19 protein-coding genes are annotated in these 21,448 nt (G+C 66.2%); 5 read left to right on the plus strand and 14 right to left on the minus strand.

Annotated elements, in window-relative coordinates:
- Positions 1-181: 181 nt before the first annotated feature.
- Entirely contained in the window at positions 182-823 is a 642-nt protein-coding gene (locus HDG32_RS10830; protein ID WP_184066498.1) for a TetR family transcriptional regulator, read from the plus strand.
- A gap of 92 nt (positions 824-915) precedes the next feature.
- On the opposite strand, the gene HDG32_RS10835 is transcribed toward HDG32_RS10830, so the two are convergent.
- On the minus strand, positions 916-1,554 hold the full coding sequence (locus HDG32_RS10835) for a cysteine hydrolase family protein (protein ID WP_184066501.1): 639 nt from the start codon (positions 1,552-1,554) through the stop codon (positions 916-918).
- A 170-nt stretch (positions 1,555-1,724) separates the two neighbouring features.
- On the opposite strand from HDG32_RS10835, the gene HDG32_RS10840 reads away from it, so the two are divergent.
- Positions 1,725-2,720 carry a helix-turn-helix domain-containing protein gene (locus HDG32_RS10840; RefSeq protein ID WP_184066504.1) on the plus strand — a complete coding sequence of 332 codons (996 nt, stop codon included), beginning with the start codon at positions 1,725-1,727 and terminating at the stop codon, positions 2,718-2,720.
- A 107-nt stretch (positions 2,721-2,827) separates the two neighbouring features.
- Here HDG32_RS10840 and HDG32_RS10845 read toward each other — a convergent pair whose 3' ends face one another.
- The 6 genes from HDG32_RS10845 to HDG32_RS10870 form a co-directional block, all read right to left on the minus strand.
- Positions 2,828-3,550 (minus strand): CoxG family protein, encoded by a 723-nt coding sequence (locus tag HDG32_RS10845; RefSeq protein ID WP_184066506.1) that lies wholly within the window; start codon positions 3,548-3,550, stop codon positions 2,828-2,830.
- Between the two features lie 34 nt (positions 3,551-3,584).
- A complete protein-coding gene (locus HDG32_RS10850) occupies positions 3,585-3,965 on the minus strand; it encodes a DUF427 domain-containing protein (RefSeq protein ID WP_184023015.1) in 381 nt (126 codons plus the stop codon).
- Positions 3,966-4,112: 147 nt separating this feature from the next.
- Positions 4,113-4,607, minus strand: a complete 495-nt coding sequence (locus HDG32_RS10855) for a carboxypeptidase regulatory-like domain-containing protein (protein WP_184066509.1) — start codon at positions 4,605-4,607, stop codon at positions 4,113-4,115.
- Positions 4,608-4,885: 278 nt separating this feature from the next.
- The gene (locus HDG32_RS10860) at positions 4,886-6,403 is read right to left on the minus strand and encodes a DegQ family serine endoprotease (protein WP_184066512.1); all 1,518 of its coding nucleotides are present in this window, start codon (positions 6,401-6,403) and stop codon (positions 4,886-4,888) included.
- Positions 6,404-6,571: 168 nt separating this feature from the next.
- Positions 6,572-7,870: an ATP-binding protein gene (locus HDG32_RS10865; protein WP_184066515.1), complete on the minus strand. Its 1,299-nt coding sequence runs from the start codon at positions 7,868-7,870 to the stop codon at positions 6,572-6,574.
- Between the two features lie 4 nt (positions 7,871-7,874).
- On the minus strand, positions 7,875-8,537 hold the full coding sequence (locus HDG32_RS10870) for a response regulator (RefSeq protein WP_184066517.1): 663 nt from the start codon (positions 8,535-8,537) through the stop codon (positions 7,875-7,877).
- A gap of 321 nt (positions 8,538-8,858) precedes the next feature.
- Between HDG32_RS10870 and dacB the strand changes: the two genes are divergently transcribed.
- The 3 genes from dacB (at position 8,859) to HDG32_RS10885 (ending at position 12,846) form a co-directional block, all read left to right on the plus strand.
- Complete coding sequence (gene dacB, locus HDG32_RS10875) at positions 8,859-10,421, plus strand: D-alanyl-D-alanine carboxypeptidase/D-alanyl-D-alanine-endopeptidase (RefSeq protein WP_409340018.1); 1,563 nt, start codon at positions 8,859-8,861, stop codon at positions 10,419-10,421.
- A gap of 188 nt (positions 10,422-10,609) precedes the next feature.
- Positions 10,610-11,527, plus strand: coding sequence for a sterol desaturase family protein (locus HDG32_RS10880; RefSeq protein ID WP_184066520.1), 918 nt, complete (start codon positions 10,610-10,612; stop codon positions 11,525-11,527).
- A gap of 95 nt (positions 11,528-11,622) precedes the next feature.
- On the plus strand, positions 11,623-12,846 hold the full coding sequence (locus HDG32_RS10885) for an SGNH/GDSL hydrolase family protein (protein WP_184066523.1): 1,224 nt from the start codon (positions 11,623-11,625) through the stop codon (positions 12,844-12,846).
- Positions 12,847-12,997: 151 nt separating this feature from the next.
- Here the strand turns inward: HDG32_RS10885 and HDG32_RS10890 are convergent, their stop codons facing one another.
- From HDG32_RS10890 to HDG32_RS10920, 7 genes are all read right to left on the minus strand, one after another.
- A complete protein-coding gene (locus HDG32_RS10890) occupies positions 12,998-14,047 on the minus strand; it encodes an L-threonylcarbamoyladenylate synthase (RefSeq protein WP_184066525.1) in 1,050 nt (349 codons plus the stop codon).
- Between the two features lie 10 nt (positions 14,048-14,057).
- Positions 14,058-15,254 (minus strand): 5-(carboxyamino)imidazole ribonucleotide synthase, encoded by a 1,197-nt coding sequence (locus tag HDG32_RS10895; protein WP_184066527.1) that lies wholly within the window; start codon positions 15,252-15,254, stop codon positions 14,058-14,060.
- A 104-nt stretch (positions 15,255-15,358) separates the two neighbouring features.
- Positions 15,359-15,877, minus strand: a complete 519-nt coding sequence (gene purE / locus HDG32_RS10900) for a 5-(carboxyamino)imidazole ribonucleotide mutase (protein ID WP_018421699.1) — start codon at positions 15,875-15,877, stop codon at positions 15,359-15,361.
- 56 nt (positions 15,878-15,933) lie between these two features.
- Positions 15,934-16,824 carry a phosphoribosylaminoimidazolesuccinocarboxamide synthase gene (locus HDG32_RS10905; RefSeq protein ID WP_184006461.1) on the minus strand — a complete coding sequence of 297 codons (891 nt, stop codon included), beginning with the start codon at positions 16,822-16,824 and terminating at the stop codon, positions 15,934-15,936.
- A gap of 133 nt (positions 16,825-16,957) precedes the next feature.
- A complete protein-coding gene (fba, locus tag HDG32_RS10910; RefSeq protein ID WP_184023005.1) occupies positions 16,958-18,022 on the minus strand; it encodes a class II fructose-bisphosphate aldolase in 1,065 nt (354 codons plus the stop codon).
- Positions 18,023-18,209: 187 nt separating this feature from the next.
- The gene (pyk, locus tag HDG32_RS10915; protein WP_018421702.1) at positions 18,210-19,646 is read right to left on the minus strand and encodes a pyruvate kinase; all 1,437 of its coding nucleotides are present in this window, start codon (positions 19,644-19,646) and stop codon (positions 18,210-18,212) included.
- A gap of 451 nt (positions 19,647-20,097) precedes the next feature.
- Positions 20,098-21,291: a phosphoglycerate kinase gene (locus HDG32_RS10920; RefSeq protein WP_184066529.1), complete on the minus strand. Its 1,194-nt coding sequence runs from the start codon at positions 21,289-21,291 to the stop codon at positions 20,098-20,100.
- Positions 21,292-21,448 lie beyond the last annotated feature (157 nt).

The following is a 21,448-nucleotide window of genomic DNA, read 5'->3' on the forward strand; positions in this document are numbered from 1 at the left end:
ATCCGATCGTGGGGTGCTATTATATATACATTCATGAATGCATGTAAAAGTGCATTCATATCTTCCGAGGCTGGGGTACCGCAGATTCGCGTCGCAATTCGCTTCAGAAGCAGTCAAAGTGTCACCAGACCGACTTAAAACTGTCCGCATAAACCCCAAGATCAGCGCAGGCTACACCAATATGGTCAGAAGGACCAAAGAAGAGGCGCTGGAGACGCGCAACCGGATTCTCGACGCGGCCGAACAGGTCTTCTTCGAGAAGGGTGTATCGCGCACGTCGCTGGCCGATATCGCGCAGGCCGCGGGCGTCACGCGCGGCGCCATTTATTGGCATTTCGCACATAAGAGCGAGCTGTTCACCGAAATGTTCGACCGCGTGCTGCTGCCGCTCGACGAACTGAAGGCGGCGTCGCTCGATCCCAACGAAGCTGATCCGCTCGGACGCCTGATTGAAGTCTGCGTGGTCTGCCTGCGCGACACTGCCAACGATCCGCGCCGCCGCCGCGTGTTCGACATTCTGTTTCTGAAGTGCGAGCTGGTCGAAGATATGGGGCCGGTGATGGAACGGTATCAGAACAATATGCGCGAGGGGCTCGCGAAGATCGAGGGCGGTCTGCGCAATGCGATCTCCAAAGGCCAGATGCCCGCCGACCTCGACACGAAGCTTGCCGCGGCGATGGTCCACGCGTTCGTCGGCGGTTCTTTGCGCGACATGCTGTTTTTGCCCGACGCGACCGACTTCGGCGCGCAAGCGCAGCAGATGGTGGAAGCGATGTTCGACGCCTTGCGCCTGAGTCCGGCGTTGCGCAGGAAGGCGGCGTAGAAGGCGCGCCAAGGTGACGGATTGGAACAGCGGGCGGTTCGGTGAACCGCCCGTTTCTGTTTTTGGACCGGGCCACCGCCCCTGCGCCGGGTTCAGGCAACCGCCCGGCGCGCTCGCGCCGCCTGATTCGACGCATAGATGTTGCCGCGCTCGAGCGGCGCGCCGCTCTTTAGCGCCGCGATCCATTGATCGGTGCTCGCGACCGCCGCGAAGCGCGACTGCAGCACCACGCTGAACACGCGATGAATCTCCTCCGCGCTCGCGAAGCCCGCGCTGTTTTCATACGGAACCGAGCCGGTTGCGTCGTGCAGGAACTCGACGGCGAGGCCAGCATGCACCGCGTGGTTGATCGTCGAGGCATCGCAATTGTGGGTCATGTAGCCGGTAACGCTCAGCGTATCGATCTGCCGGGCGGCGAGCCAGTCGGCCAGATCGGTCCCAGCGAATGCGCTCGGCAGCGACTTCTCGACGAAATGATCATGAGCGCGCGAGCTCACGACCGTGTGCAGTTCCGCGCCCGTGCTGCCGCGCGCGAACAGCGGCGAGGTGGCGGGCGCGACGTTCTGCACGATCACGACCGGCACGCTGGCGGCGCGCGCTGCATCGATCGCGCGACCGATGTTGGCGAGCGACGTGCGCACGTCCGGAAATTCGATCGGCAGGTCGCCACTCACGTATTCGTTCTGCACGTCGATGACGATCAGCGCACGGCGCGGCGCGGGTGTGCTCATGGCAAGGCTCCTAGTCAGAAAAAGCGGTCGATGGCGCGCGCCCAGCGCGGTGGCCGCGGCGCAACGGCAATAACGGCATTGTTGCTCCGCTGCCCGCCCGTCGACAGCGGCCCGAATGACAACCTTCGCTAGAATCGGGCCATACTTATGGCTTTCATGAGGCGCCCGGCATGACCAGCTTCGCATCTTCCGACGACGTCTCCGATCAGGCGCCGCGCCACGTCGTCGCCGTCGTCGCGTTCGACCGCATCAGCCCGTTCCATCTGTCGGTGCCGTGCGTCGTGTTCGGCGAGGACCGTCGCGGCGGCGGTGTTCCCGACTTCGACTTCCGCGTCTGCGCCGCGGAGACGGGCGCGCTGGCGACGACCGCGGGCTTCTCGATCGCGGTCATACACGGACTCGAAGCGCTTGCCGACGCGCAGACGATCATCGTGCCGAGCTGGCGCGATCCCGCCGAAACCCCGCCCGCCGCGCTGCTCGACGCGCTGAGGGCCGCGCATGCGCGCGGCGCGCTGCTCGTCGGCCTGTGCCTCGGCGCTTTCGTGCTGGCCGCCGCGGGCATCCTCGATGGACGGCCCGCTTCGACGCACTGGGCCTGGGCCGACGACTTCGCGCGCCGCTACCCGCGCGTGCGGCTCGACGCCGACGTGCTGTACGTCGACGACGGCAACGTGCTGACCTCGGCCGGCACCGCCGCCGGCCTCGACTGCTGCCTGCACGTGCTGCGCAAGATCTGCGGCGCGCGGGTGGCGAACCACGTCGCGCGCCGGCTCGTCGTGTCGCCGCATCGCCAGGGCGGCCAGGCGCAATACGTGCAGCAGCCGATGCCGCCGAAGCCGCGCGGCGATCGCCTGTCCGGCCTGCTCGACTGGGTGAGCGGCAACCTGGCCACGCCGCATACGCTCGACACGCTCGCCGCGCGCGCGTTGATGAGCCGCCGCACCTTCACGCGGCGCTTCCGGCTCGCGACCGGCACCACCGTCGGCGCGTGGCTGCTCGCGCAGCGGCTCGCGCGTGCGCAACAGCTGCTGGAAAGCACCGACGAGTCGGTCGAAGCGATCGCGGCGAGCGCCGGATTCGGCTCGGCCGCATCGCTGCGGCAGCATTTCGCGGACGCGTTTCGCACGTCGCCGAGCGCGTGGCGGCGGGAGTTTCGCGGGGATTAGATGAAGGCGGCGGGAGCACCGCTATTTCGTAGTGCGTCACCGGGATTTCGTAGTCGCGCGGGATGTTTGTCGCGCGTTCCATCAGGGGCTGCGCGCGGCTCGCGGCCTCAATGCTCGCTGAACCAGCGCGCGACATACAACAATAGTGCGACCAGAAAGATCATCCCGGCCCACGCCCAGTACGGCACGACATGCTGACCGGGCTCGTGATGCGACCAGCTATGCGACGCGCTCGCCGCGCGCCCCGACAGCGCATGGCTGTGCTCGATGCGCGCTCGCCGCGCGATGCCGCCGAGCGTGATCGGCCGCAAAAACACGTGCTGGCGACGCGGCGCCGTGCCACGCGCGCGGTTCGGCCCTTTGCCGTGCTTGGCGCGCACGACGGCGTCGAACTCGGCGAAAAAATCGTCGGCGATCTGACGCAAGGCGTTCTCGAGCTGGCGCGTCGGCAACTCGGCGAGCGGTCCCGACGACGTCGCCCACAGTGTGTAGTCGATGCGCGTGCCGCGCTCCCGCCCCTCGTCCGCGCGCAAACGCACTTCGATCTGACCGCGCAACGCGCCGATGCCCTCGGCCAGGGCCTTGAAGTTGATGGTGCGGCGCTGCGCGTCCGCCGGGCCGGAATCCTGGCCGGCGACGTGCGCGCGCGCCTGATAATGCGCGCGCAACGGGCCGAGCGGCACGGTCATCGTCAGCGCGTATTCGCCGTGGGCGAGACGCACGAACGACTCGCAGTTGTCGAGGCTGGCACGCAACAGCGCGAGGTCCTGCAACGCGTCCCAGACCTCGGACGGCGCCAGCGGAATCCGTAACGCGTCGTTCAGTTCCATGACAACCTCCCCGATGAACGCGCCGACTGCGGGATCAGGACGTCTGATCGATGCGGTCGACGCGCGATGCGTAAAAAGCGAGATAGCCCTTGATGCGACTGACCTGCTCGAACGGCGCCTCGTAGCACCACACCGCGTTCTCGATCACGCCATCTTCGGTGCGCAGATGGAAGTACGACGCGTCGCCCTTGAACGGACAATGCGACGTGTGCGTCGAGCGTTCGAGCCGGGCCATGTTCACGTGCTCGCGCGGGAAATAGAACACGTCGGCGAGGCCGGTCTCCGATAGCGTCAGCGCGGCCTGGGTGTCGGCCATCGTCACGCCGCCGTGAATCACGCGCACGCGGTGACCGTTGTCGCGGATCACGATGGTATGGCCGTCCAGCCGTCCCGCAGATGTCGACGCATCGCTCATGTCCAGGCTCCGTGATGGGGTGGGTGCTGCACTACCGGCTGTTGCCGCCGGAACGGCAAAGCCACGGGAGCTGCCCGTGGCTTCATTATCGGCCAAACTTCGGCCGATTGCGCAAGCTTGCTGCGCGGCGGCGGACCGATCGACCCGTTACTTCGCGTTCCAGATGAACGCGGATTTGACGTTGCCGTGCGCCGGCACGCTAACCGGGCGGGTTTGCTCGCTGTCGTTGTATTTCGCGTGCACCGTATAGCGGCCGGGGCTCAAGCGCACCAGCATGAACGGTCCGCGCGACGTCGTGTTCAGCACTTCGCCGTTATGGGCATCGACGATACGCACGTGCACATCCGCGAGAAACTCGGCGTTGGGTCCGGTGAAGCGCAACGTCAGTGGCCACTGGCTTTGCGCTTGTCGCAACGCCCGCGATTCGTCGAGGCCGACGCCGCCCGACACGTACGACACGTCGCCCTGCTGCTGGACTTGCGGCAGACCGCCACCGTTGGTGTTGCCCGCGCTGGTGTTGTCGGTCGTCGAGCCACCGGTCACGCCCGCCTGCTGCGCGTACGCACCGCCCGCCAGTCCGAGCGCGAGCGCCGCGCACAGCGCGACGGCTACGATTCTTTGCTGATTGCGTTGGGTTTTCATCGGTTCGCTCTCCTTGTTGCAGTCCTTGCCCAATCCCCGAACAGGCCCAAATCAAGGTCGAAGCAACCTGTGTGCCAACCATCCGGTTGCGTCGACTGGACATGCGCGACCGTGACAACAAGCCGCGTGGCGCGTTTCGCCCTGCCCGCGCTGCTCGCCGTAGCACGGTGCGGACAGGCGAAAAAAAACCGGTCCTTGCAGTAAATGCAAAGGACCGGCAATCGCTACTACAGCTCAAACTGGGGTGGGCGATCCGTTCGAACCGCCCGGATACTGGATCAGCCGAGATCTACGGGCACGAAAATCTGCGCGTTATCCCGCTGGATCAGCAGCGCAATGCTGTTGCCTGCGCCCGAAATCATCTGCTTCAGCTGATCGATGTTCGTGACCGGACGGCCATTGACCGCGAGAATCACGTCGCCCGCCTGGATGCCTGCACTCGCCGCCGCGCCGCCTGCCTGCTGTACGAGCAGACCGTGCGACACCGACGCGCTGCTCTTCTCTTCCGGCGTCAACGGCCGCACAGCGACGCCGAGACGGCCTTGCAACTGGGTCTGCTGATCGGTCTTGTTCGCCGACGCAACCTTTGCATCCGAGAACGAGCCGATCGTCACCTTCACGTCCTTGCTGGCCTTATCGCGCCACACTTTCAGCGTCGCCGAGCTGCCCGGCGCGAGACCTGCGATCTTCGCCGGCAGATCCGTCGAATCGCTCACTTCGTCGCCATTCACCGACAGGATCACGTCGCCCGGCTGCAAGCCAGCCTTGGCCGCCGGCCCGTTGGCGTCGACCGAGCTGACCAGCGCGCCTTGCGGCTTCTGCATGCCGAACGACTCGGCGAGCGTCTGGTTCAAGCCCTGTACTGCGACGCCGAGGCGGCCGCGGCTCACGTGACCGGTCTTGACGAGATCGTCTTTGACCTTGATCGCCTCGTTGATCGGGATCGCGAACGACAGGCCCTGGAAGCCGCCCGTCTGCGAGTAGATCATCGAGTTGATGCCGATCACTTCGCCTTGCAGATTAAAGAGTGGACCGCCCGAGTTGCCAGGGTTCACCGGCACATCGGTCTGGATGAACGGCGTGTAGTTCTCATTGGGCAGCGAACGCGACTTCGCGCTGATGATGCCCGAGGTCACGGTGTTATCGAAGCCGTACGGTGAGCCGATCGCGACGACCCACTGACCAACCTTGCTTTGGCGCGGATCGCCAATCTTCACCGTCGGCAGATCGCTCGCGTTGATCTTCAGCACGGCGACGTCGGACTGCTTGTCGGCGCCGACCACCTTCGCCTTGAATTCGCGCTTGTCGGTGAGCTTCACGGTGACGACGTTCGCGCCATCGACCACGTGCGCGTTCGTCAGAATGTAGCCGTCACTGCTGATGATGAAGCCCGAGCCGAGGCTCGTGCTCGGCTGGTCGGGCGCGTCTCCGCCATCGCCGCCCTGCATGCCGGGCACGCCGCCGAAGAACCGCTTGTAGAACTGATAGAACGGATCGTTCGGATCGATCGGCAGCTGGTTGCCGTTGAGGTTGCCGCCATTACCACGCATCGCGGTTTGCTTGACCACGTGCTTCGCGCTGATGTTGACGACGGCCGGACCGTAAGTCTCGACGAGACCGGAGAAATCGGGGATACCGGTTTTGGCGGCTGCTTCGGCTGGCATCATCGCGGCGGCTTGCGCCGGCGAGATGATCTGCGGTGCTGGCACGTCGCGATGGCCCGCCACATAGCCGGCTGAAAGCGCAGCGGCCACAGCTACCGCAACGGCGCCGCGGGACAAGGTTTTCGCGTTCATCATGAGCTCCTGACTGGACAAAGTGACTTTGGATGTCGAGGAGCGTAAGGGGCATCACTTAAAAGAGTCTTAAGCAGCGCCAGATCATGGGAACCTTATCGGACCGGCCGCTACGGACCGCCGCGCCAGCACGAACGCCGGCGTTGGCCGAACAGTAAATCACCATGATCAGAAGCGTACGATGACCTGCAAACCACCGGCCGGCGAGTCGTCGAGCGACACTTGCGCATGATGTTGGGTGGCGATCCGACGCACGATCGCGAGACCGAGGCCGCTGCCCGCCACGTCGGTGCGCGCGCGATTCGCGCCCGCTCCCGCGCGATAGAACCGGTCGAACACGCGCTCGCGATCGGCGGGATCGATACCGGGGCCGCTATCGGCGATCCGCACGACCGGATGGCCGTCCTCGACACGCAGGCTGACGTCGACGCGGCCGCCACGCGGCGTGTACTTGGTCGCGTTGTCGACGAGGTTGTTGAACATCACGCGCAGCGCTTCGGCGTCGCCGGTCACGCTGGCGGCCTCGCTCGCCTCGATGCCGAGGTCGACGCCGCGATTCATTGCGAGCGGCGCGTAGGTCGCGACGCACTCCTGCAGCAGCTCGCGCAGATCGAGCATCACTGCGCCGGCGGCGCCGTCCGGCTCGGCGCGCGCGAGCGCGAGCAGTTGCTCGGCGAGGCGCGTCGCGCGCGTGACACCCGCCTGCAGATCGACGAGCGCCTCGCTGCGGGCTGTGTCGTCCTTCGCGCGCGCGACCAGTTGCGCCTGAATCTGTACCGCGGCAAGCGGCGTGCGCAATTCGTGCGCGGCATCGGCGACGAACGCCTTCTGGATATCGAGCGCGGTCGCGAGCCGCTGCAGCAGCCCGTTCAGCGCACGCACGAGCGGCCGCACTTCGAGCGGCAGGCGCTGATCAGGCAATGGATCCAGCGCTTCGGGATGACGGGTGTCGAGCGCGCTCGTCACGCGCCGCAGCGGCCGCAGCCCACGACCGACGATCACCCATACCGCGAGTCCGAGCAGCGGCAGCAGCACGATCAGCGGCCACAGCGTGCGCAGCGCGACATCGGCGGCGAGCCGGTTGCGCACCGACAGCGGCTGCGCGAGCTGCACGACGTTGTCGCCGACGATCGCGCCATATACGCGCCATTCGCCGCGGTCGGTGCGCTCGGTCGAAAAACCGAGTTCGGCGCGCGGCGCGAGCGGCGCACGCGGCCGCGAGTAATACATCAGCATGCCGTTGCGGTTCCAGATCTGCAGCACGATGCCCTCGTCGCCGGTATCGCGGCCGAGCACCTGCGAGAACGGTTCCGCCGGCAGCGCTGCGGCGATCTGCTCGAGCTGGTAGTCGAACAGCTCGTTCGCTTCGGCGAGTGCCTGCCGGTAGATCAGCCAGCCCGCGATGCCGACGCCGAGCAGCACGAGCGCGAGCAGCCAGAACAACAGTTGTCGGCGAATCGAGCGCATCGGCTCAGGCGTCCTTCGCGATCATGTAGCCAAGCCCGCGGACGTTGCGGATCAGATCGGCGCCGAGCTTCTTGCGCAGCGCGTGGATATAGACCTCGACGGTATTGCTGCCGATCTCCTCGCCCCAGCCATACATCTTTTCCTCTAGCTGGCTCTTGGACAGCACCGCGCCGGGTCGCGCGAGCAGCGCCTCGAGCAGCGCGAATTCGCGCGCAGATAGCGCGACCAGGGCGCCATCGAGCGTCACCTGGTGCGACGCGGGATCGAGGGTCAAATTGCCGTGGCGAATCGTCGAATCGCTGCGGCCGGACTGGCGCCGGATCAGCGCGCGCATCCGCGCACCGAGCTCGTCGAGATCGAAAGGTTTGACAAGGTAATCGTCAGCGCCGGCGTCGAGGCCCTTGACACGATCGGCGACCGCGTCGCGCGCGGTGACGATCAGCACCGGCAGCGCATGGCCGCGCGCACGCAGTGCGCGCAGCACCTCGAGACCGTCGCGCTTGGGCAGACCGAGGTCGAGCAACGCGAGGTCGTAAGGCTGGGACGCCGCCGCGCGCAGCGCCGCTTCGCCGTCCTCGACCCAATCGACGGCGAAGCCTTCGCCGCGCAGCGCCTTGCGCACGCCTTCGGCGATCATCCGGTCATCTTCGACTAGCAGGATGCGCATGGTTGTCCGTTCCAAAACATTCGATGATGCCGCATTCTAGCGCCCGCTTCCGACCCGTGCGGCGTGTGGCGCTTTTTTCACCGCAGCCTCGCGGGATGTCACTACAATGGGCGCTTTGCGTCGCGCGACGGCCGGTAGACCGCGGCGCGCTACCGCGCCGTCAAGGCGCCCAGCTTGCCGTTCCATCGTCCCTCGCACGCCGACCTTGAAATCCTGCTCGTCCGTTTGCCCGTTCACCCGTTCATGACGCACGCTTTTCTGTCTTCCGTCGCACGCCGTATGGCGCTGCACTCGCGCCGTATGTTCGATCGCGCAGCCTTCATGCCTAACCGCGTCGTGCCGCGCGCAGCCGTCTGGCTCTGCGCCGCCGCGCTCGGCGCAGGCACGCTGCTGCCGCTGACCGCGGAGGCACGCGTCAAGGCCACGCATCCGAGCGTCAACGTCACGACGGTACTGCCGCAGCCGGTGATGGTCGGTCTGCAGCGCGCGCACGTGCCGTTGTCGTCGATCAGCGTGGTCGTCGAAAAGGTCGGCGATCGCACGCCGATCCTCGCGCTGAACGCCGGCAAGCCGATGATGCCCGCCTCGACGATGAAGCTCGTCACCACCTACTCGGGCCTGTCGATCCTCGGTCCCGGTTACCGCTGGCGCACCAGCGCGTACGCGGACGGCCCGCTCGACGCGAGCGGCGTGCTGCACGGCAATCTGTACATCCAGGGCACCGGCGACCCGAAGCTCGTGCCCGAAGAACTGATCGACCTCGTGCAGAAGATTCACAAGGCGGGCATCAACGGTATCGACGGCGCGCTGGTGCTCGACAAGCGCTACTTCGATCCGTCGACTCGCGACCTGCCCGCGTTCGACGACGACGTGAACGCGCCGTACAACGTCGGCCCCGATCCGCTGCTGTACGCGTTCAAATCGCTGTCGTTCACGCTGACGCCGTCGCCCGACGGCACGGTGGCGATCGACGTGCTGCCCGCGCTCGCGCAACTGCGCATCGACAACCAGCTGCGTGCGACGAGCGGCCCATGCCGGGGCGAGTTGCCGACGCCGACCGTCACGCCGGAGCCTGACGGCACGCTCGTCGCGTCGTTCATCGGCGACTTTCCGGTGCGCTGCGACGCGCGCACGATCAACGTCGCCGTGCTCGATCACTCGACGTTCTTCGCGCGCGGCTTTCTCGCGCTGTGGCAGCAAACCGGCGGCACATTCACGGGCGCGACCCGCGAAGGCGCGGTGCCCGCCGGCGCGAAGCTCGTCGCCAGGCACGAGGGGCCGATGCTGTCGGACATCGTTCGCGACATCAACAAGTTCAGCAACAACACGATGGCGCGCAACCTGTTCCTGACGATCGGCGCCGCCGAGGAAAGGCCGCCCGCCACGCCCGCGAAAGCCGCGCACGCGGTCGAAGCTTTCCTGACGCGCGACAGCCTGAACACCGAATACCTGTCGCTCGATAACGGCTCGGGCCTGTCGCGCGACGAACACATCACCGCGCTCGCGCTCGCCGATGTTCTGCAACGCGCGAACGCGAGCCCAGTCGCGCAGGTGTTCGTCGACTCGCTGCCGATCGCCGGTGTCGACGGCACGATGCGCAACCGCCTGACCAGCCAGGGCGCGGGCGGCAACGCGCACATCAAGACCGGCACGCTGCGCGACGTACGCGCGATCGCCGGCTACGTCGCGTCGGCCGACGGCAACAGCTATGTCGTCGTCAGCCTGATCAACGATCCGCATTCGGAAGCGGCGCGCGCCGCGCACGACGCGCTGCTCGAATGGGTGTACGAAGGCCCGTCGCAGGGCTTCACGAAGGTTTCCGCGCCCATCGAGGAAGCGCGCGAGAAGCCCAGGAAAAACCCGCGCAAGCGCGGCAGCCACTGAGTATTCCTTCTAGCGATGCCGCGCGCGGCAAGCTCCTAACCGTGTACGCTGTCGGGCAGCATGCGGCGCGCGACATCACGGGCTTGCCGCGCAGGGCGCCGGTCGTGCAGACCGCGCGACCTCACGAACGATAACGACACCACCCGCCGCGTACCGCGCGGCGGTCAGGGACCAGGAAGGGAGACAAGATGCAATTCGATGCCGAATTGCTGCTGCTCGCCATGGCGCCCGTCTTTCTTGCCTGCATCGGCTGGGAGGCGTGGCACGTGAGCCGCACGCGCCCGGCCGAGCGGCTCTACAGCTGGCGCGACACGCTGTGCAACGCCGCGCTCGCGCTGCTGCAGCAGGCCGCCGACAAGCTCGCGTGGCTCGCGATCATCCCTGTCTACGCGTTTTTCTACGAGCATTACCGCTTTCATACATGGCCGGCGACATGGCTGTCGTTCGTCGTGCTGTTCGTCGCGCAGGACCTGCTCTATTACGTCTTTCATCGCTGCAGTCATCGCGTGCGCTGGCTGTGGGCCGCGCACGTCGCGCATCACTCGTCGGAGCGGATGAATTTTTCGACCGCGTTCCGCCAGAGCCTGATGTACCCGATCGCCGGCATGTGGGTGTTCTGGATTCCGCTCGCCATTCCTGGCTTTGCTCCGAAGCAGATTGTCGCGATCGTGCTGGTCAATCTCGGCTTCCAGTTCTTCGTGCACACGCAGGCGATCGGCAAGCTCGGCTGGCTCGAATACGTGTTCAATACGCCGTCGATCCATCGCGTGCATCATGCGTGCAACGATCGCTACATCGATCGCAATTACGCAGGTGTACTGGTGATCTGGGATCGCCTGCTCGGCAGCTACGTCGAAGAAGATCCGCACGAGGCGCCGCGGTACGGCATCGTCGAGCCGCTGCACACGTACAACCCGCTGAAGGCGACGTTTCGCGAATGGGCATCGATGGCCGCCGACTTCGCGAGCGTGCGCGGCTGGCGCAACAAATGGCGTGCGCTGTTCGCGCCGCCCGCCTGGGCCGCCGCTTATCATGCGCAGCGCGCGAAGGGAGCCGGCTTGAACTCAAACCATACGGTCGCGCTTCGGACATCGCGCCGGCCGTAGAAGATTCTGTAAGCTGTCGTCACGCCGCCAACGCGGTGGACGCCGCCTGCAACACATGGCATCAAGGGCCACACATACGAGGAGATGCAGTCAACATGAATCAAACCGCTTCGAAGAAACAGCAATGGTTGCGCGTCACGCAGATCGCAGTGGCGAGCGCAGCGTTCGCCGCGCTCGCGGCATGCGGCGGTGGCAGCGACAACAATAGTTCGAGCAGCAGCAACACGCCGCCGGGGGGCGTCACGCTGCAGGTCGTGTCATTCGGCGACAGCCTGTCGGATGTCGGCACATACATGCCGACGGTCCAGGCGAACGTCGGCACGGGCGGCGGCCGCTTCACGACGAATCCGGGTGAGGTCTGGACGCAGAAGGTCGCCGAGTACTACGGCGGCACGCTCACCGCCGCGTACGTCGGCGGCTTCGGCATGCCGCTCACCGCGACGGGCGGCCTCGGTTACGCGCAGGGCGGCTCGCGTGTCGATCTGCAGCCGGGCGAAGGCTACGCGCCGAACAACATGGCCGCGACGACGGTGCCGGTCACGACGCAGGTCGCCGAGTATCTGGCCGGGCACAATAACAGCTTCAATTCGAACCAGCTCGTGCTGATGAACGGCGGCGCGAACGACATCTTCGTCGCGGTCCAAGCGGTCTCGGCTGCCGGTACGGCAGCGGCGACGCAGGCGCTCCTGAACGGCGGTACCCCGGCCGACGCGCAGACGGCGGCAGCCGCCGCGTCGCAGACGGCCACGCTGGCCGCGCTGCAGGACATCACCACCGCGGCGACCACGTTCGTCGGCACGGTGCAGAAGGTCGTCGCGTCGGGCGCGACGCACGTGGTGGTGTCGGACGTGCCGGACATCGCGCAGACGCCGCAAGGTCTCGCCGCGGGCGCGCAAGGCCAGGCGCTCATCAACGCGCTCGTCAAGACCTACAACGGCGTGCTGCAGCAAGGCCTCGCGTCGACCAAGCAGGTCATCTACGTGAGCGCATTCGCGTGGATCGACCAGACGTTGCAGAACTATCAGTCGCTCGGTTTCACGGTGTCGAATGCGGGCACCGCGTGTAACCTGGCGTCGATGGCCCAAAGCGCGACCACGTACGCGACGAACAATCCGAGCGTGCTCGCATCCGGCCAGACGGCGGCGGACTTCGGCAGCGCGCTTGCGTCGTCGCTGTTCTGCTCGCCGCAAACCTACACGGTGGCCGGCGCGGACCAGACCTACATGTTCGCCGACCTCGTGCATCCGACCACGCACCTGCAGGCGCTGTTCGCACAGCAGGTCGAGACGCAGATCGCTGCTAGCGGGCTTGGCAAGTAACGCGGCGGTGGCCGTGGGGTTAGCGGTATTGACATGACAGCTAACCGGCGTCGCTAAGGCTGGCTAGATGGCAAAAGGCCCGGCTCGTTGAACGAGCCGGGCCTTTGCCTTGTCCGGTGGCCACGCCATGCAGCGCAGCGATCCGATTGCGTCAGTGCTGCGCTTCGAATGCCGCCGCCGCGCGCCCGAGCCGATCGTTGAGCGCGATCCATTCGATCGTATCGGGCAGCTTCTCGATCAGAATCCGCGTGACGTTCGCGCGATCGAGCGCGCGCAGCAAGCCATAGAGCTCGCGTGCATAGACGTGCGGATCTTCCGGCGCGGCGACGAAATGCACGCCGTCGACATCGGCCCACTGTCCCGCACGCGACGCGCGCGCGACCAGCGCGACGCGCTCGCCCGGCTCGCGCACCGCGAGAAGCGGCTCGAGCTCGCCGAATGGCAGCAGCACGAGCGGCGTGCGCGGCGCGTAATGCGCTTTCAACGTGCCCGACGCGCGCGGCGCGGTCGCGTCCGACCCGTCGGGCAGACGCGGCGCCTCGCCGAGCACGTCGGCGATATCCTGCGGCGTCACGCGACCGGGCCTCAGCAGCGCCGGAAAGCCGCGCGACAGATCGAGAATCGTCGACTCGATACCGACATCCGACGCGCCGCCATCGAGCACATGAATCGCGCTGCCGAACTCGTCGCGCACATGCTGCGCCGTGGTCGGGCTCACATGCCCGAAGCGGTTCGCCGACGGCGCGGCGACGCCGCCATGCCCGCCGCGCAACGCGCTGAATGCATCGAGCAACGCCTGCGCAACCGGATGCGACGGGCAGCGCAGTCCCACCGAGTCCTGCCCGCCGCTGACCGCTGCCGGAATGCGCGCAGCGCGCTTGAGGATCAGCGTGAGCGGTCCCGGCCAGAACGCGTCGATCAGGCGCTGCGCATCCGCCGGCAAATGCTCGACCCAGTAGTTCGGATCGCCATGCGGCGCGAGATGCACGATCACCGGATGATTGGCCGGCCGCCCCTTCGCCGCGTAAATGCGCGCGACCGCGTCCGGGTTCTCGGCATCGCCGCCGAGGCCGTACACGGTTTCCGTCGGAAACGCGACCAGCCCCCCCGCGTCGAGCAAGGCCGCCGCGTGCTCGATCTGCGCGGCGCTGACCGGCAACGCGTTGGTAGCGTCCTCGGCGGGTTTCTGTTGATCCGGCATGGCGCGCGCGTCAGCTGGTGGCGATGTGCAGCAGCCGCGCGCAATCGCGCGCCGCGGTGCGGGCTTCTTCGAGCGTCGGCGCGGTGAAGTTCACGTGGCCCATCTTGCGGCCGCAACGCGCCTCTTCCTTGCCGTACAGATGCAGGCGCGCTGACGGCATCGCGGCGACTTCCTGCCACGGCGGCGTGACCGCCGCGCGCTTCGGACCGTCCGGAAACCACACGTCGCCGAGGATGTTCAGCATCACCGCCGGCGAATGCTGGCGCGTGTCGCCGAGCGGCATGCCGGTCATCGCGCGCACCTGCTGCTCGAACTGGCTCGTCGCGCACGCGTCGACCGTGTAGTGGCCGGAGTTATGCGGGCGCGGCGCCATTTCGTTGGCGACCAGCGAGCCGTCTTCGAGAATGAAGAATTCGACGCACAGCACGCCGACGTAGCCGAGCTTCTCGGCGATCTGCAGCGCGGCCTGTTGAGCCTGCTGCACGAGCGCCGGCGACGCGTCCGGCGCGGGGACGATGGTGTGCGACAGCACGCCGTCGCGATGGGTGTTCTGCGCGAGCGGATAGACCACCGACGCCCCGCTCGCCGCGCGCGCGATCAGCGCCGACACCTCGAACTTCAGCGGCAGGCGCTTCTCGAGCACACACGGTACGCCGCCGAGCGACGCATGCGCCTCGCGCACTTCCTCGGCGTTGCGCACGCGAATCTGGCCTTTGCCGTCGTAACCCATGCGCGCCGTTTTCAGGATGCCGGGCAGCACCGCTTCGAGCTCGCCATCGCCCAGCGCCGCAAGCGCATCCGACGACTCGATCACGACGTGCGGTGCAACCGTAACACCCGACGACGCGATAAAGCGCTTCTCGGCGATCCGGTCCTGCGCGACGGCGACGCAACGCCCCGCCGGGCTCACGAAGGTGGACTTGCCGAGAAAGTCGAGGCTCGCGGACGGCACGTTCTCGAATTCGGTCGACACCGCCGCGCACAACCGCGCGAGTTCGGTCAGCGCCGCTTCGTCGCCGTAGGCCGCGCGCAGGTGGCGGTCGGCGACCGCGCCGGCCGGGCTGGTTTCGTCCGGATCGAGCACGGCGACGCGATAGCCCATCGCCTGGGCGGCAAAACAGAACATGCGGCCGAGCTGGCCGCCACCGACCATGCCAAGCCATGCGCCGGGCAGAATCGGTGAAACCGGTGTGTTGTCAGGGTTCATCTTGGTGGTCGGTCGCGGCCGGATACGCGTCGCGCTCGCACAGCGAGCGGCGGGCATCCGGCCGGGGGTCGGACAGGAGACGTCTTATAAAACAACCAGCGCGCTTACAGCGCCGGCAATACCATCGCGTGAGCCGCTTCGTTCTGGCGCACACGGAATGCAGCGAGCTTGTCCGCGTATTCGGCGCTGGTGCCGGAGAGCAGGGACACCGCAAACAGCGCCGCGTTCGCGGCACCCGCCTCGCCGATCGCAAACGTCGCGACCGGCACACCCTTGGGCATCTGCACGATCGAATGCAGCGAATCGACGCCCTTCAGATACTTGCTCGCGACCGGCACGCCGAGCACCGGCACCGTGGTCTTCGCGGCCAGCATGCCCGGCAGATGCGCGGCGCCGCCCGCACCCGCGATGATCGCGCGAATGCCGCGCTCGCGCGCGCTTTCAGCATAGGCGAACATTTCGTCGGGCATGCGGTGCGCGGACACGACCTTCGCTTCGTACGGCACGCCGAATTCCTGCAGAATCGCGACGGCGTTTTTCATCACTTCCCAGTCGGAACTGGAGCCCATCAATACGCCGACGACCGGCGCATCATGCGTATGGGCGGTTTGTGCTTCACTCATCTTACGGCTTCCTTGTTTCCCGGCGATGCGCGCCTGACACGGCGCGCGCGATCAGATCAGTCGAGCTTGTGGCCGGTCAGGCGCTCGAGCGCTTCCTGGTACTTCTCGCCCGTTTTCGCGACCACGTCGTCCGGCAGCTTCGGCGCCGGCGGCTCTTTCTTCCACGGCTGGGTTTCGAGCCAGTCGCGCACGAACTGCTTGTCGAACGACGGCGGGTTCGTGCCGACCTGGTACTGGTCCGCCGGCCAGAAGCGCGACGAATCGGCGGTCAGCGCCTCGTCCATCAGGTACAGCTTGCCGTGGTTGTCCAGACCGAATTCGAACTTCGTGTCCGCAATGATGATGCCGCGCGTGGCCGCGTAATCAGCGGCTTCCTTATACAGACGGATCGAAATGTCGCGGATCGTGGCCGACAGTTCGGTGCCGATGCGGCGCTCCATCTCGTCGTAGGTGATGTTTTCGTCGTGGTGGCCCATCTCGGCCTTGGCGGCCGGCGTGAAGATCGGCTCGGGCAGCTTCTGCGCGTTCTGCAGACCCGGCGGCAGTTGCACGCCGCACACCGAACCGGTGGCCTGGTAATCTTTCCAGCCACTGCCGGCCAGATAGCCGCGCACCACCGCTTCGACGAGGATCGGCTCGAGACGCTTGACGACCACCGCGCGCCCCTTGACCTGCTCGACTTCGTCCGGCGCGACCACCGACTCCGGCGCGACGCCCGTCAGGTGGTTCGGCACCACGTGCTTCAGTTTCTCGAACCAGAAGTTCGCCATCGCGTTGAGCACGCGACCCTTGTTCGGAATCGGCTCGCCCATGATCACGTCGAACGCCGACAGACGGTCGGTCGTGACGATCAGCAACTGGTCGTTGCCCACCGCATAGTTGTCGCGGACTTTGCCGCGGCCGAGCAGCGGCAGCGAGCGGAGCGTGGATTCGTAGAGGGTAGACATCGTCGTGGTTCGCTAAAAGTGGTGCAAAAAATGTGACCGGAACAAAAGGGAAACGCCGTTCCCCCGATGATGCGGGAACGGCGATCGGACGACAACCTGGCCAAACGGCCAGGCGCGGAGCCAAAACTACAGCTTAACGGACGACTTGCGCGAGCTCGCCCGACTTGTACTTCTGCGCAATTTTATCAAGCGAAACCGGCTTGATCTTGCCAGCCTGGCCTTCGCAGCCGAATTGTGTGTAACGGTCGATACAGATCTTCATCGCCGCTTCGCGCGCCGGCTTCAGGTAATCGCGCGGATCGAACTTGCCCGGGTTGGTCGCCATGTAGCGACGGATCGCGCCCGTGATCGCCAGACGCAGGTCGGTATCGATGTTGACCTTGCGCACGCCGTGACGGATGCCTTCCTGGATTTCTTCGACCGGCACGCCGTAGGTTTCCTTCATGTCGCCGCCGAATTCGCGGATTTCTGCGAGCAGCTCCTGCGGCACCGACGACGAGCCGTGCATCACGAGGTGCGTGTTCGGAATGCGCTGATGGATTTCCTTGATGCGCTGGATCGAGAGAATATCGCCCGTCGGCTTCTTGCTGAACTTGTAGGCGCCGTGCGAGGTGCCGATCGCGATGGCCAGCGCGTCGCACTGGGTCAGCTTGACGAAGTCGGCCGCCTGCTCCGGATCGGTCAGCAGTTGTTCACGCGTCATCGTGCCTTCGGCGCCGTGGCCGTCTTCCTTGTCGCCCTTCATCGTTTCGAGCGAACCGAGCACGCCCAGCTCCGCTTCCACGGTGACGCCGATCGAGTGCGCCGCCTCAACGACCTTGCGCGACACTTCGACGTTGTACTCGTACGATGCGACCGTCTTGCCGTCGGCTTCGAGCGAACCGTCCATCATCACGCTGGTGAAGCCGCTGCGAATCGCCGCCATGCACACCGCCGGCGACTGACCGTGGTCCTGGTGCATCACGACCGGAATGTGCGGATACGACTCGACCGCCGCTTCGATCAGATGACGCAGGAACGGCTCGCCCGCGTACTTACGCGCACCGGCCGACGCCTGCATGATGACTGGGGCGTTGACCTTGTCGGCCGCGGCCATGATCGCCTGCACCTGCTCCAGATTGTTCACGTTGAATGCCGGAAGGCCATAGCCGTTTTCCGCAGCATGGTCCAGCAGTTGACGCATTGATACGAGAGGCATGCTGAAACTCCTTAGATTGAAACGAATTCTTTTGCCGTCGGCATCTTTTGCGGCGATTTTATCGCGAAGCAGGGGGCGTTCCCGCGATGACACCGGCACTTTGGTGCGCCGTCGCACATGGACCGTGCGGGTTTCGCCGCCCTGCTTCGCTCAATCGAGCCTGTGCCGATCGAGCAGTCCTGCCTGATCAGTACGGTTCACCGACCCGCACGATCTTCAACGTGTTGGTGCCGCCCGCCTGACCCATCGGCTCGCCGACCGTCAGCACGACCATGTCGCCGTGCGACGCGTAGCCCTTGCCGACCACTGTTTCGAGCGCCTGCTGCAGCGCCGTGTCGCGGTCGGTGTTGGTGTCCAGATGCAGCGACGTCACGTTGCGGTACAGCGCCATCGCCCGTTCGCTGCCGACGCGCGGCGTCAGCGCGAAGATCGGCACGTGGGTCCAGTGACGCGACATCCACAGCGCGGTCGAGCCCGATTCGGTCAGCGCGACGATGGCCTTGGCGCCCAGGTGATAGGCGGTGAACAGCGCGCCCATCGCGATCGACTGGTCGATCCGCGTGAACGTGCGGTCGAGGAAGTCCTTGTCGAGCTCCGACTGCTCGGACTTTTCCGCTTCGACGCAAATCGCGGCCATCGTCTCGATGGTCTGCACCGGGTACTTGCCCGCCGCCGATTCCGCCGACAGCATCACCGCGTCCGTGCCGTCGAGCACCGCGTTGGCGACGTCCGACACTTCCGCGCGGGTCGGCACCGGCGCGTGGATCATCGACTCCATCATCTGCGTCGCGGTGATCACGAACTTGTTCGATTCGCGCGCCATCCGGATCATGCGCTTTTGCAGCGCCGGCACCGCGGCATTGCCCACTTCCACGGCCAGATCGCCACGCGCGACCATGATGCCGTCCGACGCGTCGAGGATGCCTTGCAGCGCCGGAATCGCTTCCGCGCGCTCGATCTTCGCGATCATTTTCGGCTTGATGCCGTACGGCGCGCCGGCGATGTTCGCGAGCTGGCGGGCCATTTCCATGTCGGTCGCGTTTTTCGGGAACGACACCGCGACGAAATCGACGCCGAGCGACATCGCCGTGCGGATGTCCTCCATGTCTTTGGCGGTCAGCGCGGGCGCCGACAGACCGCCGCCCTGGCGGTTGATGCCCTTGTTGTTCGACAGCTCGCCGCCGATCTTCACGACCGTGTGGATCTCGTTGCCGATCAGGCGCTGCACGTTCAGCACGATCAGGCCGTCGTTGAGCAGCAGTACGTCGCCCGGCTTCAGGTCGCGCGGCAGATCCTTGTAGTCGAGGCCGACGCGCTCGTCGTTGCCGAGCTCGCAGTCGGCATCGAGGACGAACGGATTGCCGGTGACGAGCGTCGTGCGGCCGTTCTCGAATTTGCCGACGCGGATCTTCGGGCCTTGCAGGTCAGCCATGATGGCGACTTCGCGGCCGGCCTGACGGGCCGCCTCGCGCACGAATTCGGCGCGCTGGCGATGGTCGTCCGCGGTGCCGTGTGAGAAATTGAGCCGCACCACGTCCAATCCCGCCTGAATCATTTGCAGCAGGATTTCCGGCGTGCTGGAAGCCGGACCGATAGTAGCGACAATCTTGGTGGCGCGATGCATGAGTCTCCTCGTCTGGATAGGATCGCTGGTAAGAGCGCTGCGGGGCTGCTGCGGAGTTCGCGCATCGAAAGATGCTGGCTGGGGTCGCGCGCCGGTTGTGGCCGGTGTCGCTTTGTGGAGTGATGCGGGTGATGCGATATTCGAGAGCGGCGCCTCGCGCGCCGGAGATTTGCTGCCCTGCTTGCCGGAAGGCTGTTCCGGCCGGGCCGAATCGTGTTGAGCAGCTTCGACCTGTGCCGTTGGGGGCTGCTCCGCGTCGCCGGTCGGAGCATGCGCTGCAACCGGTCCCGCGGGCGCTATCGGCGCTTCGGCAGCCTCGTCCTGTCCGGCCGCTGCCGACGCAGCGGCCGCGCGTGTCGCGCGCTCCCCTGCCGGCGTTGCCGCGTTACCGCGCGGCGCTTTCACGCCACGCGCCTTGGTCGACTTCGCCGCTGGGGAGCGCGTCGCCACGTTAAGCCCGCGATTCCAGAACTTCTACCGCCGGCAGCTTCTTGCCCTCGAGGAACTCGAGGAATGCGCCGCCGCCCGTCGAAATGTAGCTCACCTGGTCGTGGATGCCGTACTTGGCGATTGCCGCGAGCGTATCGCCGCCGCCTGCGATCGAGAACGCCGCCGAGCGCGCGATCGCGTCCGCGAGCGTCTTCGTGCCGTTGCCGAACTGGTCGAACTCGAACACGCCGACCGGGCCGTTCCACACGATCGTGCCGGCCTTCTCGAGTTGCGCGGCGAGCACCTTGGCCGTTTCCGGGCCGATGTCGAGGATCATGTCGTCGTCCTGCACATCGGCGACGGCCTTTACTTCTGCCTTCGCGGTCGGCGAGAACTCCTTGGCCGTGACGACGTCGGTCGGGATCGGCACCGAGGCGCCGCGGGCCTTGGCCGCGTCGATGATCGCCTTCGCTTCGTCGACCAGATCGGCTTCGGCGAGCGACTTGCCGATCTTCAGGCCGGCCGCGAGCATGAACGTATTGGCGATGCCGCCGCCGACGATCAGCTGGTCGACCTTCTTCGCGAGCGACTTCAGGATGGTCAGCTTGGTCGACACCTTGGAGCCCGCGACGATCGCCACGAGCGGACGCTTCGGTGCGCCTAGCGCCTTGCCGAGCGCTTCGAGCTCAGCGGCGAGCAGCGGACCCGCGCAGGCAACCGGCGCGTACTTCGCGATGCCGTGCGTAGTCGCTTCGGCGCGGTGGGCGGTGCCGAACGCGTCGTTCACGTAGATATCGCAGAGCTTGGCCATTTTCTGCGCGAGCTCGTCGGAATCTTTCTTTTCGCCCTTGTTGACGCGGCAGTTTTCGAGCAGCACGACCGAGCCCGGCGCGACGTTCACGCCCTTTTCGACCCAATTCGCGACGAGCGGCACGTCGCGGCCGAGCAGCTCCGCGAGACGCTTCGCCACTGGTGCGAGCGAATCTTCCGGCTTGAAGTCGCCTTCGGTCGGACGGCCAAGGTGCGAGGTGACCATCACCGCGGCGCCGGCGTCGAGCGCGGCCTTGATGGCCGGCACGGAAGCGCGGATGCGGGTGTCTTCGGTGATGTTGCCTTGATCGTCCTGCGGCACGTTCAGATCGGCGCGGATGAACACGCGTTTGCCGGACAGCTTGCCTTCGGCGATCAGGTCGGAGAGACGCAATACCTTGTTCATGGGCTTGAGTATGCGAGTTGATGAGAAGGCGGTGACGGACAGCGCGCGGGGACGAGGCGCAGCGAACTCCAGCGCTTCGGCCCAACGGCTCCGCGGGATCGGGCGCCTGCGGCCGGCCGCGGCACCAGGCGCCTGGCTGCGGCGCGCTCAACCCGGA

The organism is Paraburkholderia sp. CI2 (assembly GCF_014201055.1).
Classification (GTDB): Bacteria; Pseudomonadota; Gammaproteobacteria; order Burkholderiales; family Burkholderiaceae; genus Paraburkholderia; species Paraburkholderia tuberum.

Coding starts and splice junctions, on each gene's coding strand:
- fba (WP_184023005.1), bottom strand. CDS start 18,022: ATGCCTCTCGTATCAATGCGTCAACTGCTGGACCATGCTGCGGAAAAC.
- HDG32_RS10840 (WP_184066504.1), top strand. CDS start 1,725: ATGACCAGCTTCGCATCTTCCGACGACGTCTCCGATCAGGCGCCGCGC.
- HDG32_RS10830 (WP_184066498.1), top strand. CDS start 182: ATGGTCAGAAGGACCAAAGAAGAGGCGCTGGAGACGCGCAACCGGATT.
- HDG32_RS10920 (WP_184066529.1), bottom strand. CDS start 21,291: ATGAACAAGGTATTGCGTCTCTCCGACCTGATCGCCGAAGGCAAGCTG.
- dacB (WP_409340018.1), top strand. CDS start 8,859: ATGCCTAACCGCGTCGTGCCGCGCGCAGCCGTCTGGCTCTGCGCCGCC.
- pyk (WP_018421702.1), bottom strand. CDS start 19,646: ATGCATCGCGCCACCAAGATTGTCGCTACTATCGGTCCGGCTTCCAGC.
- HDG32_RS10895 (WP_184066527.1), bottom strand. CDS start 15,254: ATGAACCCTGACAACACACCGGTTTCACCGATTCTGCCCGGCGCATGG.
- HDG32_RS10865 (WP_184066515.1), bottom strand. CDS start 7,870: ATGCGCTCGATTCGCCGACAACTGTTGTTCTGGCTGCTCGCGCTCGTG.
- HDG32_RS10850 (WP_184023015.1), bottom strand. CDS start 3,965: ATGAGCGATGCGTCGACATCTGCGGGACGGCTGGACGGCCATACCATC.
- HDG32_RS10855 (WP_184066509.1), bottom strand. CDS start 4,607: ATGAAAACCCAACGCAATCAGCAAAGAATCGTAGCCGTCGCGCTGTGC.
- HDG32_RS10835 (WP_184066501.1), bottom strand. CDS start 1,554: ATGAGCACACCCGCGCCGCGCCGTGCGCTGATCGTCATCGACGTGCAG.
- HDG32_RS10905 (WP_184006461.1), bottom strand. CDS start 16,824: ATGTCTACCCTCTACGAATCCACGCTCCGCTCGCTGCCGCTGCTCGGC.
- HDG32_RS10890 (WP_184066525.1), bottom strand. CDS start 14,047: ATGCCGGATCAACAGAAACCCGCCGAGGACGCTACCAACGCGTTGCCG.
- HDG32_RS10845 (WP_184066506.1), bottom strand. CDS start 3,550: ATGGAACTGAACGACGCGTTACGGATTCCGCTGGCGCCGTCCGAGGTC.
- HDG32_RS10860 (WP_184066512.1), bottom strand. CDS start 6,403: ATGAACGCGAAAACCTTGTCCCGCGGCGCCGTTGCGGTAGCTGTGGCC.
- purE (WP_018421699.1), bottom strand. CDS start 15,877: ATGAGTGAAGCACAAACCGCCCATACGCATGATGCGCCGGTCGTCGGC.
- HDG32_RS10870 (WP_184066517.1), bottom strand. CDS start 8,537: ATGCGCATCCTGCTAGTCGAAGATGACCGGATGATCGCCGAAGGCGTG.
- HDG32_RS10885 (WP_184066523.1), top strand. CDS start 11,623: ATGAATCAAACCGCTTCGAAGAAACAGCAATGGTTGCGCGTCACGCAG.
- HDG32_RS10880 (WP_184066520.1), top strand. CDS start 10,610: ATGCAATTCGATGCCGAATTGCTGCTGCTCGCCATGGCGCCCGTCTTT.